Genomic DNA, 14,203 nt, shown 5'->3' on the forward strand with positions numbered 1-14,203 from the left:
AGGTCGCCGTAGCGCGCCTGTGCGCGGTCGATCTGAGTCGGTGAGAGGTCGACGGCGTCCACGGCGGCGTGATGGGTGCGGGCGAGGTGGGCGGCGTGCCGGCCCGGGCCGCAGCCAAGGTCGAGCACGCGCAGGCCCGTCAGGTCGCCGAGGACAGCGTCCCCCGGCCCTGTTCCCGCCGGGCCCCAGGCGATCTCGTCCACCTCGGGCAGGGGCGTGGCCCGGTCGAGGTGGTGGGCCCCGTAGGTGTGCCACATCGCGGAGTTGACCTGCTCGGCATCGGCCGTACCGGGTGCGTCGGGTGCCGTCATCGTGTCCCCTCCTCGGGCTCGTCGCCGAGCCGCCTCGTCACGCCGTCCCGCTCGCCGCCGGACGCCATCTCGTTCTCTGGCTCGCTGCCGAGCGCCGATCTACCCTCCTGCTCTCTATCGTGCCCGAGGACCTGGCGGTCACCGACGAGCCGGACCAGCTCCCCGGCGGTGTGGGCGCTGGTGCCATACAGGAGGGGCCACGGGGTGGCCGATCGTAAGTGAGTACCGTGTTGTCATGGGTGTCGAGACACTGCCTCGGTGACTCATACCGCGCTGTCTCAACTGCTGCGCCCTCGCGCCCTGAAGCCCGGACGCCTCGTCGTCGCGGCGCGTCGGTCGGCGGGTGCGGACGTTAGCAGGCAGTGGAGGCGGCACCGGCGGACTGGCCGAAGTTACGCTGGCGGGGTCGCCGCCGAACGCGGCGATGGTGTCCCGCACCCATTCCAGGGCGGCGATCTTATCGCGCAGCCCGCGGTTGTCCGTGGCCCCGGGCAGGTGCCCGAAACCTTCGAAACCAACGCGGTAGCTGAAGGTCACGATCACGATCCATGCTCGACGAGCGCTGCTTCCACACGCCGCCGTAGATCCACACCATGACCGGCAGGCCCGCCGTGCCGACGTCCGGGCTCCATAGGTTCAGCGTCAGCCAGTCCAGCCCGGCACCGGGCTGCCATGCCGACGGCGCGGTGGGTGCCGGTGCCAGTTGCGGCCGGGCATCGCCGAATCCGACGCAGTCGCGGACCCCGTCCCACGGAGCGGCCGGCGCCGGGGCACCGAAGGGGAGCGCCCCCTTGGGGGCTGCCGCGTACAGCACTCCCTTGAACCCCGCGATGCCACCCGTGCCGAGCCCTCGGACCTGGGCCCGTCGTCGTCCTCACGACATCTCGACCACCCGGCGGAGACGGTTGAGTCATACTCGGTCGCCGTGGTGAGCTCCTGGGGCGTCGGGGAGGGGCGCGGGCAGTGCGTGACGTCAGCGCGGGGCGTTGTCTTCTGAGAGCGGGTGGCGCGGGGGTGCGATTCCCGCGTGCACCAGTCGGAGGAACAACGCCTTCCGCTCCTGCCGCAACCGCGGGTCTGTGGTGGTCTTCTTCAGCCCGTCCGCGACCGCGAGGAGGAGAAGCGCGATGTCCTCGGCGGTCGCGTCGGAGGTCGAGAACTGCACTTCGCCCGCTGCCGCGGCGGCCTCGAGCGCGGAGGCGAGCCGGGCGACCAGGGCCGCATGGGCCTCCCTGACGACGTCCCCGGCGACATCGAGACTCGCGTCGAGGACTTCCCCCCCGTGCACGCTCGACGAGATCTGCGCCAGGAGTCCTCCGAAGTAGGCGGCCATCGCGGCATCGACTCGGGACAGCACGTCGCCCTGCTCGGCGAGAGCCGTGTCCACCTCAACGAGCGCCTGGGCGTGCGCCCGGCGGGACCCTGCCCGGAAGAGATCTTCCTTGCTGGGGAAATGCAGGTACAGAGCAGCCCGGGACATCCCGGCGGCGCGGGCGATGTCCTGCATGGTGGTCTTGCCGTAGCCGTACTGACAGAAAGCGGTCAGTGCGGCATCGAGGATGTGTTCTGTTCGGTCGTCCGCCATGCCGACATCCTGACGCCATGTACTCTCAGCGTCAACAAGTCCAATTGGACGGAAGTTGCCAGTCCGTCCAACCGTAAGCCGCAGAGGTGCTCCCGGAGCCGACCCGGCCATCGGGGGTGTTCCGCGCCCCGTGCCCAGCCTCTCAACCCGTCAGGAGTGCAACCATGGAACAGACAGCAGCCGTCCCGGTCGGCGGTGCGATCGCCGAGCAGATCCGCGAGGTCGAGCGGGCGAGACTCCGCGCGCTCGTCGCGGGCGACATCGGTGCCGCTTCCGAACTACACGCACCGGACTTCCAGCTCGTCACCCCCGTCGGCCATGTGCTGTCCAAAGACGCATACCTCCGGGCGATCGCGACCCGAGACATCGACTACGTGGAATGGGAACCCGGCCCCATCGACGTCCGCGTCCTCGGGGACGCCGCCGTCATCCGCTACCAGGCCACGCTGGAGGTGATCTTCGGGCACCACCGAGTCCCCCGCGCGAGCTATTGGCACACCGACACCTATGAGAACGCCGGCGACCAGTGGCAAGCAGTGTGGTCCCAGGCAACCGCGATCCGGTAGATCACGCAGCGCCCCGCCTCGTGGCGGATTGCCGGAGCCGTGGGACGGTGCCCCACGCGCCGTGGCTCCCCGGCGCGTGGGGCACGTCCGGGGACGGCGTTGGAGCCGGGGATGTGGGAGACAGTAGGGGTTCGCGCTGGTGTGACCGCGCTGGTCACGACGGTGGGGACCGGGTGGCTCGTGGTGCCGCGGCTGGAGGCCCCAAGCGCAGGATCGGGAGTTCCACCAGGCCCGGGACAAGTTCCTGGCGTCGATGCTCAGGATCGTTTCGGCGGGGGCCCGGCTCCGGGCGGTGCAGGAGCAGGCCGCCCGATGGATGGATGCAGCAGATGCGTGCCCGCGTCCGTGCGGAGCGGACCCGGTGGACGAAGCAGCTCGACGAGGCGACCGGTATCTGGGCACCGGACTCGTCATCCAGGCACCGTCGCGAACGCGGGCCAGACCGAACTCTCAAACCGAGCCCCGGCCGCCGGAGCGTGACGCGTATGGGCGGATGCTCAAGCAGCTCGCGGAGCTCTACCCCGCCCCTATCACCCCCGCCGCCCCCGAGAAGGACCCTGCGGTGCCCGAGGGGTCCACCGGCGAGCCCGCCCCCGCTCCGAAAGTCCGGACTCCGGCCGCAGCGCGGGTCTCCGAGGCTGCGGCCGTGACGGCAACGGAGAATTTTCGGACCGGGAACACCCCAACCCCTGCCTCTGCTTCGTTGCCCCAACTCCGGCCGGCTGCGCCGCGTCCGGCGCGTACCGCCAGGCCGTCGTCGTCGATGGTGTCGCGTCGTCCGGTCGTACGGAAGGCGGCCCCGGCCGCGACTTCTGCGGGCGGCACGGATCCGCGGTTTGAGAACGGTCCGCTGGCGGTCGTCGATGTCGACGCCGACGGCCAGGTGGTGGCGTACTGCGTCGGTGGCCTGGTCCTTGAGGTGCCCGCCAAGAGCCTGCCGTCCCTGGTGGAGTAGACGCTGAAGGAAGCCAGGTTCGGTCAGCCGAAGCTGTCCGGTCCGGGCAAGGACGCCGACCCTCTGCTCGTACTCACCGCATCCGCGCTGGAGCGCCACGGTCTCCCCGTCGCTCTCACCGATGAGGAGCGTCATGCCGGGCGGATCCCGGAGGACCACAAGGTCATCAAGCAGCTGGTGCGCGCGGAGTGGAAGCTCACCAAGCGCGGCTTGGGGCCGTGGGCGCGGATCTACCTTCCGGCCACCGGTGCGGACCGCCAGTGCGTACAGCTGTGCATCCCCTCATGGAACGCGCTCGATCCCCGCAGCTGGGGTTACGCCGGGCAGTTCCCGCCTCCGGACCTTGCCCGGGTGCTGGGTGTGTACGCGTCGCGGGTGATGACGCCGCGCGGTTCGACCGCGGTGACCGGTCTGGAGCTCATGACCGCCCTGCACCCGCCGACTCGCGCCTCCGAGCCGGACGCCGACGGCAGGCGGCACTCCGAGCACAACCCCGGCAGCCTGGGCAAGGATCCGGTGGACTGTGCGCCGTGCGAGGCCCCCGACGGGCACCCGCTCCTGGCGGATCTGCCGCGCTTCCACGTGCGCGGCCCCGGGGAGAAGCTGTTCGAGGAGGCGTACGACTGGGCGCGGCCTATGACGGATGCCGAGTGCACCCTGCGGCATCTGGTCGGCATCGACGTGAACATGGCCTTCGCCGCCGGCGCCAACGGCCTGGTCGTCGGCCTCGGCGCGCCGACGCATGTGACGGCGCCGGTGTTCGATGCGAAGCTGCCCGGCTCGTGGCTGGTGGACCTGTCCCACGTCGACCTGTCGCGGGTGAGGGTCGGCAAGGACAAGTGGGCGGACCTGGACGCCAGTCTGCTGCCCTCGCGGTTCACGCCGTCGGGCGAGCAACCGGAGGGTCCGGCCTGGTACGCGACGCCCACCGTCGCCTATGCGGTGGAGCTGGGCTACGAGGTGCGCCCGCTGGAGGCGTGGGTCCGCTACGACAACGCCCGCTACCTGGACGGCTGGTACCAGCGGCTCCGTGACGCCTTCCTCGCCACGATGGCCGACCTCGGCGGGCACGCGGACATGGAGCCGGCCGACTTCCTCGCGGCGATGGACGGCTACAAGGAGCGTGGCCCGAAGCTGGCGATCGTCGTCTCGGCGGTCGAGGCGACGGTCAAGGGCGGTCTGGGCAAGCTGCGCGAGCGGCCGCGTGGTGAGGGGTGGAAGCCCGGGCAGCCGTGGCGGGCCCTTGCCCGGCCGACGTGGCGGCCGGACATCCGCGCGGCGGTCATCTCCCGTACCCGGATCAACCTGCACCGCAAGATCGTCAAGCACGCGGCGTTCACCGGCCAGTACCCGGTCGCGGTCCTCTCGGACTGCGTCGTCTACGCAGCCGACGGAACGTCACCGCTGGACTTCCTGCCCTACCGCGACGGCAAGCCCCTGCCCGGCGGCTTCAAACTCGGCATCAACCCGGGCCTGGTCAAGCACGAGGGCACCCAGTCCGTCCTGTGGGGTGAAGAGATCCGCGAGCGGTTCAACGCCCCGGAGCTCAACCTCGCCCGTTAGTCGGTCGATCCGATCGGCGCGGTGTAGCCGAGGCGGGCGCGGGTGTCGATGACGATGCCGCCGGTGGTCGCCGCCCGTTCCTTGGCCTTGGCGCGGATCTGCGGCTGCCACCGCCTCTTCACCTCGCGCTCCAGGTGCGCGGCGAGGTCCGGACGCGGCTTCTTGATCTGGTCCTTCACGTACCGGTCGACGGTGCGCTGAGAGATCCGCAGCATCTGGGCGACGGCCCTGGTGCCCTTGCACTGCTTGACCAGGTACCGCATCTGCGCGCCCGCGCTTCTTCGGGACGGGCGGGTGAACGCCTTCTGCACCGCCTGGTCCAGGCCGTCTGCGAACATGCTCATCGCCTGCTATTCCCCGCTGTCCTTGTCCGTGACCTGCCCGTCCTTGACAGGACCGCATCCGGCACCTGACCGTCGCCCTGCCCCCGCAGCACGCCGCCCGCCTCTTCGACGCCCAGAACCGGGCGCCACCGAGCAACACCTCCGGGAGATCGCTGCCGAAGCGCTCAAGGAGGTGTACTTCCAGGACGGCGGCCGCCGCACCGGAAGCCTGGAGGAGGTCCGCTTCACCGACGTCGAGCACCTCGAGTTCGACCTGTAGGTCTCCCAGCAGCAAGGGCCCGAACCGCCTTCTGAGCACGGACCCTTGGCGTGTCGCCTGCCGAGACCAGGTCGTCTGCGACCGAGCGAGCACGGTCAGCAGTTGCGTCGTTCACCACGCAGGTGTCATGGGCGGGGACTGTAGTTGTCGCCGGTTGCTCACTCAGTCGGTTTACACCAGTTCGGCGGTCCGGTGGACGCTCCGGGATGCCATGCGGCGGCGGAAGCGGCAGGTTGGGGGCCCGGGCGAAATGTGTCACCGGCCGCAAACCGGTGTGTGGGTTGGTTCAGGTGGACAGGGCGGCGAGGGCTGCGGTCACGACGGCGGCGAGGGCGATGACCGCGGCGAAGGCGGTGGCGGCGCGGGCGAGGGCGGCGGGGTAGGTGCCACCGTCCATGCGGGCGAGCTTGCCCGCGAAGGCCGCAACCAGCAGCGCGACGACGAGCACGAGGGCGATGGACAGGAGGACGACAGCGACGGGTCGCGGCAAGCTCCCTGGACATGATGGGTGTTGACGTGGCCGAAGGTCGCGGAAACGGTGTGCGCCGTGGTCCGCCGGAACGAAGATGGACACCGGCGGACACACCAGGTGTCAGGGGGAAAGTACGTGCACGACGAGCAGAACGGCCACCATCGGGCGCTCACCGAACTGCGCGAGAGACTGGCCGGCGGGCTGGCGCGGGCCCGGCTGACCCAGACGCAGCTCGCCGCCCGGGCGGGACTGGCGCGCACCACCGTGTCGGAGGCGCTCTCGCCCACGAAGCCCGTACCTTCTTCGAAGACGGTGGCGGCGCTGGCCGGCGCGCTGCGGCTGCCGGTGCAGGAACTACTGATGCTGCAGCGGACCGCGGCCGAGGAGTCGGGCACGATTCCCACGGGCGGGCCGGGGCGTCCGGTCGGGGAGTGGGAGCCGCACGACCTGGAGGTCCACCCCGCCGGGCCCGGCGAGACCGCCGCGGCCTCCGACACTCCCGCAGCACGGGTGCTGCCCGGGTACGTGACCCGCGAACACGACCGGGTGCTGGCCGATGCGGTGCGGGACGCCAAGGCCGGCCGCAGCGGGTTCGTGGTGCTGGTGGGTACCTCGTCGACGGGCAGGACACGGGCGTGCTGGGAGGCCGTCCAGCCCGTCCTGGGAGAGGGCTGGGCGGTGCCGTGCGAGGCATGCAAGCCGGATCCGACCGAGTGATGAAGAGGGAGCGCTCGCCGGCGCGCCAGGGCTGCCGACGGTGTGGCGGCCGGCCCAGGAGTTGTCGAGCGACGCCTATCTGCCTCAGATGCCGCTGATGACCGACGCCGAAGCCGCCGACCGGCTCACTGTCACCGCGGCCGGAGAGAGCTGCCCCACCCCGGACACATCACGGGCCTCGGCGCTGCAATGCGGGTGTGATCCAGGACGGGAGGGCGACTCGGCAGGAGAGGGGTTGGGGACACAACCTCTCGGACTCTGTGCCGTCCACGGACGTCGCAGACCCTCGTGCGGCGAACCGGCCACAGAGTCGGCGAAAGGGAGAACGGATGTCTGTCGACCTCGTCGGCTTCTTCGGCGTAGTACTGCTGGCGTATGTGGTCCCCGGCCCGGACTTCCTCGTGGTGGTGAGATCGGCCACGGAGGATCCCGCCAAGGGCCGGGCCGCGGCGTTGGGCGCCCAGACCGGACTGTGCGTGCACATGCTCGCCGCCGCCTTAGGACTGTCGCTGATCGCCGCCCGCTCCCCGGCGGTCTACGACGCCATCAAGCTGCTGGGCGCCGCCTACCTCGTCTACCTGGGAGTCAGGGCCGTACTGGCCGCGCGACGAGCCGCCCGTCAGCGGGCCGCCGGGCGAGAAGCGGCCAGCGGCCTGGAGGACGGCGCTGACCCGCGAACCCCGGCGGAGGACGGCCCGGCCTACGGCCGGTGGCGGGCCGGCTTCACCCAGGGCTTCCTCACCAATGTGCTCAACCCCAAGGCGGCGCTGTTCTTCCTGAGCATCCTGCCGCAGTTCGTCCACGGTGGCGGCTCCACATCGCGGCAGATCTTCTTCCTCGGCACCCTGGACATCATCATCGGCGTCGCCTACTGGTTCGCCCTTGTCGCCGTCGCCGCGCGGCTACGGGCGTTCCTCGACCGCCCCAAGGCCCGCCACCGCTGGGAACTGACGACGGGCTGGCTGTTCATCGCCATCGGCATCGGGGTGGCCGTGGCAGCCTGAGGTTCGGTCCCCTGCCCGCCATCTCCTCGCGCAGGACCGAGGACCGGCGCCGCCGAGGCCGGATGAGAGTTCTGCGAGAACGGCGGCGAGCAAGGGGAGCGGGGAGATCGACAGCCTGCGGGGGATCGGATCGAGGAGAGCTCAGGCCCGAACTCCAAAGAGTGGCGTCATGCGGCGCAGGACGGAGCGGTTCGTGAGCACGCTCCGGTTCACGAACGAGGCACTGGCGGAAAAGCCTGCAGATGCTATGCAGGCCCGTTATGGAGCAGGTCGACCAGCGACGCCGCCAGGACGGTGCACACCGTCGGCGCCCCAGCGCGTCGGGCTCGGCCGATCTCTAGCTGTGCTGTCTCGGGACCTTGGTCATGCCACCGGTCTGCGCAGGTACCTGTTGGGACGGCGGCAGGACGCGGTGGACCCGGACGTCGGCAACCGATGGGCGGGCCGCCGGGTGGCCCGGCCGTTACACGCTGACGGCTCCCTTCCTGTGAACAGGGAAGGGAGCCGTCCAGGTGTGTCCGGGGGTGGTATGCCTTTAGCGGGTCGCGTGGCGGTGCGAGTGCCGGTTGCCGGTGACGAGGCGGTAGAGGGCGAGCAGGATGACGGAGCCGGCGATCGCGGCGATCCAGGTGGAGAGGTCGAAGAACCCGTCGATGGAGTCGACGCCGAAGATGACCTTGCCGAGCCAGCCGCCGAGCAGTGGCCGCTGATGATTTACGCGATGATGCCCAGGTGCCTCTCCGCTTCGTCATGTAAAGGCTGTATCAGCTCATCGTCTGCACCGATCGCGCTCGAACGAACGTCTTCTCCCGAATCCGGCCGTGCCGACTCCTGATCCGCGAGGAGAGAGGCGCTCTGTCGGCCTCTCCATGTCCGCGTGCGCGTGTGGAAGCAGAAGCCGAGCGTGCGCGAGCCGGCGGTGACCTTCCGCAATACAGCGACGAGGCTCAGCGGGAGCGTGAGATCGAGGAAAGTGCCGGGCGCCCGGCCGCCGTGCTGGCCGAAGACCTGGAGACTGCGCTGCACCGATTCCTGATGGGGAACGGAGCCTGTCTCGGCTCTGTCGTGGTCGGCTGGGCGGGTGACGTGGTGGGCGCGGGCACTGCGGGCCTGGGCGCAGGATTCGGAACGCTCGTTCGCCCTCGGCCCGCAGTGGCTTCCATCTGCGCGGCCGGGAGCGACGGCTATGTGGAAGGGATCGCCGACGTGGTCCTGTTGAGCATCGCGGTGTACGAGGCTGCGGTCTTGCCGCTGACCTCTGATGGGGTGAGCGATGAGGAGCAGGAGGCCCGTCGCACCGTCGCGTACCGGCTCTCCGCCTATGACGGCCTGCCCCGTTCCGCCTCGGCTGATGCATCCCGAGATCCCGCGGCGGACTTGGCCTCCCACGCCTCCTCGCCAGACCATCCCGGCCTTCCGGCGCCTCCAACAGAGGGGCCGCAGTCTGGGGCCCATGCTGAGGTTGTGCATCGAGCAACCTCACCACCGTAACGGCGCTTCGAAGGTCTGCCCACCGGCATCCACCAGGTGACGGTGCACCTCCGGAGCAGGGGGCGCGTGGTTCTGGCCATGCCGTGGCGCCCTGGGCAACGGCGCTGTCCGCTGCCGCGGCGGCGGTCGGCCTCTTCTTCAGCGCCACGGTCGCGTCCTCGAGTGTGGACGCCACACGACGGCAGCTGGAGCAGGACCGGTCAAGGCGACAGGCCGCACGGGTGGGCTACTGGGATCAGCCGGAAGCGGCGACGGCCAGTGACCCAACGGTCAGTGATCCGGTGGTCTTGGTAAACCGCTCGCTGGATCCGGTAACCCGGCTCGACTTATGGTTCTATGCGCCAGACGCCGGTATTGATCCATCCAAGTATGAGTGGATTTATATGGGCATTTATGCCATCCCGTCATGTACTCCGCTGATCTTCTCTTCTCGCTCCATCGATGGCTACTTGCTGAAGTTCGGGATCTCGCCCGCCGGTGCGCCTCTCCGAGGGGTCCAGTTCTTCGACAGCAATGGACGGCAATGGCTACGCGACCCGGAAGGGCTCCGTGCCCCCGAGTATGAAAGAGAGGACAATAACGGCGAGGAACTCGGCGTCGTGCCAGCCAGGCAGGAGCCGGCCGAGCACTGCGACAAGTGACAACTGCCAGGCTGCTCAGCCCGTGGCGCCGAAGAAGATGACGTGCTCGATCGGCCTCCTGCCTACGACTTCATGTCGAGACGCACAAGTGCGCCAATCTCCACGAGCTGGTCCGGCAGCGCCAGATCGGAAATACCCATGACCGTGCTGGTGGGCCGGTGTTCTCCGAAGTACTCGGCGTGCAGGCGTGCGGTCGTATGGAAGTTCTCCCGCAAATTCCTCACCAGCACCGTGGTCTCCACTATCTGGCTACGCTCGGCTCCGAACTGCTTCAGCACCCGGTCCAGGTTTCCCAGCGTGGTGCGGACCTGCAGTTCGAAGTCGTCTGCACCCACGAAGTCGCCGTGATGGTCGTGGGACAGCTGCCCGGACACGTAAACCGTGTCACCGACCTGGATGGCCTGGCTGTACCCGTACAACGACTCCCACGGCATACCAAAACCAAATTCCTTCACCTGAGAACTCACGACTCACTCCCTTGAAGTAGTGTGCGGGGGCGCCAGTCACAGATGAGCCCCTTGGCCGAAGAAGTTACAGGTCCGCATGAACAACGCTTGTCTCACAGTGAAGTCGTACTGTTCTCTGCGTGCAGAAAACGGGCCGCACCGTGTTTGATCCGCTGGGTGCGTGGGTCGGCAAGCAACGGACCCGGGCCGCGACGCTGACGCCGGAGCGAATCGAGCAGCTCTTCGCCATTGGGATGAGGTAGGCGTGGTCGTCGCCGTGGCCATGGCGGACCGCATACGCGTAGGCCAGGACAAGGGCCAGGCCGTCGGCGGCCGGGCGCCGCCGGCCTGGCCAGGCGTCGAACCGCTCGGCTTCGGCCACAGTCAGCCCGAGGTCGGTGAGCAGCTGCTGCTGGCCGTCGTGCAGCTGCGGGTAGTGGGCGATCTGGTGACGCAGCCACCGCTCGAGCCAGCGCGGCAGCCCCTGCAGGTTGTCCCCGCCGTGCACCGGCCAGCCAGCGCTCCCTCACGTGGGCGCGGGCGCGGACCAGGCACGCTGCCAGTCGACTGGCCAGGGCGGATTCCACCAGGTGTCCAGTGCGTCGAGCTGCGCCGCCTGCCAGCGGCAGCGATCCTGCGTCGGCACGCCGGTTGGCCAGCCACCGGCCCAGATCGAACCCCGCACCGGTGCGGCCGCCGGTGTGGGGGAGTGCCAGGTGTCCCAACCGCGCCGCGTGGGCCTGCGCGTGTTTGAGCCTTCGCGAACAGTTCCTCGCGCCGCCGCGGAAGGCCTTGGCCGTGCCCGGTGCGCCGTGGCACGGCCGGCTCCGCTCGCCACCCTCCCGGCTCCGCCCCGCGGCCGGTACTGCCGCCCGGCCCGAACCCGCGTCCGTTTCATAGGCGGGTGCCAGCAGTCGCAGGCCCGGGCTCAGCCAGACGGGCCGGTGCGCGCTGCGTACCCACCACACCCCCTGCCCGGGCAGCGACCCCGCCGGCCGGCGTTGCTCCGGGGTCTTGGCGGCCGTGGTGTCTGCGCAATGTCCTCTGCGCAGGCCGGGGTGAGGCGTACAGATGCTGCGGGCCGCTCCAGCTGACTCTCCGGTCCGGGTCGTGGAGCAGGTCGACCAGCGGTGCGGCGAGGACGATGACGTCGCGCCGGAAGCCGGACGGCGCCAGATCACGGGCGGCCGCGTGCAGGGCCCTGATGCGGGTCTCGATCCCAGCCGGGCCGGTGCCGTCCAGGATGCCGAGCACGCGCCAGTTCTTCAGGTGCGCGAAGCCGTGCTCGACCGGCGCCCGGACTGCGGCGAGCGCCGTGTTGGGACAGTTTCTGCCCGTGGGTCAGGGGCCGGTTCCGGGCAGCCTTGTAGCGGATTACCGCCGGGTCGGCCGTCGGCAACCGGGCCGCTGTCGTCGAGGCCGACGAAGCCCAGATCGGCGATCGCGCCGAGCCCGGCCGCGGAGACGGGCGGTGAGTTGGTCACCGGATACGCGGCCGGTACCACCGTCCACCGATTCACGTGGCGGCGCGCCCGGCATCGGGGCGATCGAGGCGGTGGTGCGCCGGTTCACGTGTCCGACGCCGTGGTGTGAGGCGGTCGCGTTCGTCACCCGGTTCAGGGCCGACCAGGCCGTATGCGTCAAGCCGCTGCGGCGGAACCGGTTCGTCGCGTCCACAGCGGCTCACTGCGAAGCGTCACGCGCTGTCGCAGTTCGTGTAGGGCTCCACGCGGCCGACGCTCTCCTTCAGAACGAGGTCGACCAGTCCGGGGAACCGCTGGTCCAGTTCTTCCTTGCGCAGGGTGTTGATGCGGCGGGTGCCGACGTCGTGCTGCCGGATGAGACCGGCCTCGCGCAGGACGCGGAAGTGACGGGTGAGCACGGACGCGGTGACGTCCCTGTTGAAGCCGCTGCAGGCCAGACCGGGTGAGGCGGCGAGAGTGACGACGATGGTGAGTCGGAGCTCGTCGGTCAGCGCGTTCATGATCTTGAAGAGGTCGAAGTCTTCTACGTCGGGGTGGACGAGCGGGGACGAAGTGCGGCTGGCCATGAGGGAAGGATAACGCGCAGAGCTACATGTACGCGTCGACGCGTACATGAGTTACGGTGGAGGAACGGGATGGCCTTCATTCCGTTCCCCATCGCATCGCAAGAGGACGCCCGTGTCTGTCAGCACTTCAGAACTTTCGCCCACGCCGTCGCTTTTCTCCCCTGTCTCTCTCGGGAAGATGGAGCTCGCCAACCGCATTGTCATGGCACCGCTGACCCGGGTCCGGGCCGGTTCCTCCGGGATCCCCGGGGACCTCATGGTCGAGTACTACCGGCAGCGGGCGAGCGTCGGAATGATCATCACCGAGGGCACCTACCCCGACTACGCGTCGCAGGGGTATGTCGGTGAGCCGGGCATCGCCACCGACGAGCAGGCGGCCGGCTGGCAGCGGGTGTTCGAGGCGGTGCACGCCGAGGGCGGCCGCATCGTCCTGCAGATCATGCACGCCGGCCGCGGCACCCACCCCGACATCAACGGTGGCCGCCGCATCCTCGCCCCCAGCGCGATCGCCATCGACGGCAAGACGTTCACCGAGAAGGGCGAGCAGCCCTACCCCGTACCAGAAGTGATGACCACCGCAGAGATCCGGGCAGCCCTGGAGGACATCGTCACTGCGGCCCGCCGGGCCATCGAGGCGGGAGCGGACGGCGTGGAAATCCACGGCGCCAACGGCTACCTCCTCCAGGAGTTCCTCTCCCCGGCGGCCAACCAGCGCACCGACGGATACGGCGGCTCGCCGCAGAACCGCGCCCGCTTCGTCATCGAGGTCGTCACGGCGGTCGCCCAGGCCGTCGGTGCCGAGCGGGTCGGGCTGCGGATCTCGCCGGAGGTCGACCTCGGCGACGTCTTCGAGACCGACCGGGACGACGTCCTGGCCACCTACGGCACTCTGCTCGACCAACTGCGCCCGCTGGGCCTGGCCTACCTCTCCGTACTGCATACCGAGCCGGGCGGCGACCTTGTACAGGAGCTGCGGCGGTGCTTCGACGGCAAGCTGATCGTCAACAACGGCCCCTTCGGGGGGCAGACCACCCGCGAGCAGGCGCTCCAGCAGATCGAGGCCGGCCACGCCGACGCCGTGGTCGTGGGCAGGGCCCTCATCGCCAACCCCGACCTGGTCGAGCGCTGGCAGGGTGGCCACCCGGAGAACGAGCCGCGGCCGGAACTGTTCTACGGGCCGGCCGCCGAGGGCTACACCGACTACCCCTTCCTCGAAGCGGCTTGAGGCCCACGGTCACGCCTGTGTGCGGCAGCCCCACTCACCCATGGACAGCTCCCGACCCGCGACACTGTGCCCGCCCCTTTGAGCCCGCGGTCACACCGGCGATCACCGGCTCGAGGACCGTCGGGTCCGTCAGGGCGTTGGCGGTCCGCAGGTTCCTGGTCAGCAGCCTGCGTTCGGTGACCTCGTCGAGCACATCGCTACCGGGCGGCAGGTCGGGGCTGGGCGTCGGGGTGGCGATCATCGGCTGAGGCAGGGCCCAGGTCACCGCCATGCCTTCCACTGCGGAGATGCCGTCGCCCCAGTCGAGTCCCGCGATGACTTGCTGGGGCGATTGCGCGTGGGTGTGCTGCATGGGTGCGGGGTGCTTGGGCCGCTTTTAGCCTGGTTGTAGGGACTCGCTGCCCCCGGCAAACTGCGATGCTGCGACCTGGTGGTTGTCGGGCCGTCTCGCGGCGTGGCCAGAGGCGTAGTCTCACGGCCGTGCCCGAATCCTCCTAACGGGGCCTGGTCGGTGGTTTCGTACGGGGGCGGACTCGCCTGTTGGATCCGAGCGCTCCGCCAGACCGGCCGACTC

At 69.7% G+C, this 14,203-nt stretch carries 13 protein-coding genes and 5 pseudogenes; 9 read left to right on the top strand and 9 right to left on the bottom strand.

Translation table 11 applies throughout. From position 1 onward, the window contains the following. The 3 genes and pseudogenes from ACFWJX_RS37575 to ACFWJX_RS37585 form a co-directional block, all read right to left on the bottom strand. Positions 1-311: SAM-dependent methyltransferase (locus tag ACFWJX_RS37575; RefSeq protein WP_383251116.1), on the bottom strand; the 311-nt coding region annotated here is incomplete at its 3' end. A gap of 138 nt (positions 312-449) precedes the next feature. Then, positions 450-1,125, bottom strand: a pseudogene (locus tag ACFWJX_RS37580) (carboxylesterase family protein). Positions 1,126-1,284: 159 nt separating this feature from the next. Beyond that, entirely contained in the window at positions 1,285-1,896 is a 612-nt protein-coding gene (locus ACFWJX_RS37585; RefSeq protein WP_383251118.1) for a TetR/AcrR family transcriptional regulator, read from the bottom strand. A 164-nt stretch (positions 1,897-2,060) separates the two neighbouring features. Between ACFWJX_RS37585 and ACFWJX_RS37590 the strand changes: the two genes are divergently transcribed. Both ACFWJX_RS37590 and tap read left to right on the top strand, forming a co-directional pair. Beyond that, positions 2,061-2,462, top strand: a complete 402-nt coding sequence (locus tag ACFWJX_RS37590) for a nuclear transport factor 2 family protein (protein ID WP_383251120.1) — start codon at positions 2,061-2,063, stop codon at positions 2,460-2,462. A 316-nt stretch (positions 2,463-2,778) separates the two neighbouring features. Then, a pseudogene (gene tap / locus ACFWJX_RS37595) lies at positions 2,779-4,980 on the top strand (telomere-associated protein Tap). Here tap and tpg (ACFWJX_RS37600) read toward each other — a convergent pair. After that, a pseudogene (gene tpg / locus ACFWJX_RS37600) lies at positions 4,980-5,324 on the bottom strand (telomere-protecting terminal protein Tpg); the annotation flags it as partial. The pseudogenes tap and tpg (ACFWJX_RS37600) overlap by 1 nt on opposite strands. A gap of 47 nt (positions 5,325-5,371) precedes the next feature. Between tpg (ACFWJX_RS37600) and tpg (ACFWJX_RS37605) the strand changes: the two are divergent. Next, positions 5,372-5,583: pseudogene (tpg, locus tag ACFWJX_RS37605) on the top strand (telomere-protecting terminal protein Tpg); the annotation flags it as partial. Between the two features lie 286 nt (positions 5,584-5,869). Here the strand turns inward: tpg (ACFWJX_RS37605) and ACFWJX_RS37610 are convergent. After that, positions 5,870-6,073, bottom strand: a complete 204-nt coding sequence (locus ACFWJX_RS37610) for a hypothetical protein (protein WP_383251121.1) — start codon at positions 6,071-6,073, stop codon at positions 5,870-5,872. A gap of 117 nt (positions 6,074-6,190) precedes the next feature. Between ACFWJX_RS37610 and ACFWJX_RS37615 the strand changes: the two genes are divergently transcribed. Continuing rightward, the gene (locus ACFWJX_RS37615) at positions 6,191-6,772 is read left to right on the top strand and encodes a helix-turn-helix domain-containing protein (protein WP_383251123.1); all 582 of its coding nucleotides are present in this window, start codon (positions 6,191-6,193) and stop codon (positions 6,770-6,772) included. Between the two features lie 329 nt (positions 6,773-7,101). Next, complete coding sequence (locus ACFWJX_RS37620) at positions 7,102-7,776, top strand: LysE family translocator (RefSeq protein WP_383251125.1); 675 nt, start codon at positions 7,102-7,104, stop codon at positions 7,774-7,776. 535 nt (positions 7,777-8,311) lie between these two features. Here ACFWJX_RS37620 and ACFWJX_RS37625 read toward each other — a convergent pair. Then, positions 8,312-8,476, bottom strand: a pseudogene (locus ACFWJX_RS37625) (GlsB/YeaQ/YmgE family stress response membrane protein); the annotation flags it as partial. A 185-nt stretch (positions 8,477-8,661) separates the two neighbouring features. On the opposite strand from ACFWJX_RS37625, the gene ACFWJX_RS37630 reads away from it, so the two are divergent. Together ACFWJX_RS37630 and ACFWJX_RS37635 are read left to right on the top strand one after the other, a co-directional pair. Beyond that, positions 8,662-9,267 carry a hypothetical protein gene (locus ACFWJX_RS37630; RefSeq protein WP_383251127.1) on the top strand — a complete coding sequence of 202 codons (606 nt, stop codon included), beginning with the start codon at positions 8,662-8,664 and terminating at the stop codon, positions 9,265-9,267. 83 nt (positions 9,268-9,350) lie between these two features. After that, entirely contained in the window at positions 9,351-9,908 is a 558-nt protein-coding gene (locus ACFWJX_RS37635) for a hypothetical protein (protein ID WP_383251128.1), read from the top strand. 62 nt (positions 9,909-9,970) lie between these two features. On the opposite strand, the gene ACFWJX_RS37640 is transcribed toward ACFWJX_RS37635, so the two are convergent. Beyond that, the gene (locus ACFWJX_RS37640; RefSeq protein ID WP_383251130.1) at positions 9,971-10,375 is read right to left on the bottom strand and encodes a RidA family protein; all 405 of its coding nucleotides are present in this window, start codon (positions 10,373-10,375) and stop codon (positions 9,971-9,973) included. A gap of 140 nt (positions 10,376-10,515) precedes the next feature. Between ACFWJX_RS37640 and ACFWJX_RS37645 the strand changes: the two genes are divergently transcribed. Continuing rightward, the gene (locus tag ACFWJX_RS37645) at positions 10,516-10,617 is read left to right on the top strand and encodes a helicase associated domain-containing protein (protein WP_383251254.1); all 102 of its coding nucleotides are present in this window, start codon (positions 10,516-10,518) and stop codon (positions 10,615-10,617) included. 1,433 nt (positions 10,618-12,050) lie between these two features. Here the strand turns inward: ACFWJX_RS37645 and ACFWJX_RS37650 are convergent. Then, entirely contained in the window at positions 12,051-12,404 is a 354-nt protein-coding gene (locus ACFWJX_RS37650; protein WP_383251132.1) for an ArsR/SmtB family transcription factor, read from the bottom strand. Between the two features lie 112 nt (positions 12,405-12,516). Here ACFWJX_RS37650 and ACFWJX_RS37655 point away from each other — a divergent pair, with 112 nt between their 5' ends. Continuing rightward, on the top strand, positions 12,517-13,629 hold the full coding sequence (locus ACFWJX_RS37655) for an alkene reductase (protein WP_383251134.1): 1,113 nt from the start codon (positions 12,517-12,519) through the stop codon (positions 13,627-13,629). 34 nt (positions 13,630-13,663) lie between these two features. On the opposite strand, the gene ACFWJX_RS37660 is transcribed toward ACFWJX_RS37655, so the two are convergent. Further along, positions 13,664-13,981: a hypothetical protein gene (locus ACFWJX_RS37660; RefSeq protein WP_383251136.1), complete on the bottom strand. Its 318-nt coding sequence runs from the start codon at positions 13,979-13,981 to the stop codon at positions 13,664-13,666. Positions 13,982-14,203 lie beyond the last annotated feature (222 nt).

Origin of the sequence: Streptomyces sp. NPDC058335 (assembly GCF_042723915.1) — a bacterium.
GTDB lineage: Bacteria > Actinomycetota > Actinomycetes > Streptomycetales > Streptomycetaceae > Streptomyces.

What these genes read in the sequence shown, in the direction of transcription:
- ACFWJX_RS37650 (WP_383251132.1), bottom strand. Translation starts at nt 12,404, where the DNA reads ATGGCCAGCCGCACTTCGTCCCCGCTCGTCCACCCCGACGTAGAAGAC.
- ACFWJX_RS37585 (WP_383251118.1), bottom strand. Translation starts at nt 1,896, where the DNA reads ATGGCGGACGACCGAACAGAACACATCCTCGATGCCGCACTGACCGCT.
- ACFWJX_RS37620 (WP_383251125.1), top strand. Translation starts at nt 7,102, where the DNA reads ATGTCTGTCGACCTCGTCGGCTTCTTCGGCGTAGTACTGCTGGCGTAT.
- ACFWJX_RS37590 (WP_383251120.1), top strand. Translation starts at nt 2,061, where the DNA reads ATGGAACAGACAGCAGCCGTCCCGGTCGGCGGTGCGATCGCCGAGCAG.
- ACFWJX_RS37660 (WP_383251136.1), bottom strand. Translation starts at nt 13,981, where the DNA reads ATGCAGCACACCCACGCGCAATCGCCCCAGCAAGTCATCGCGGGACTC.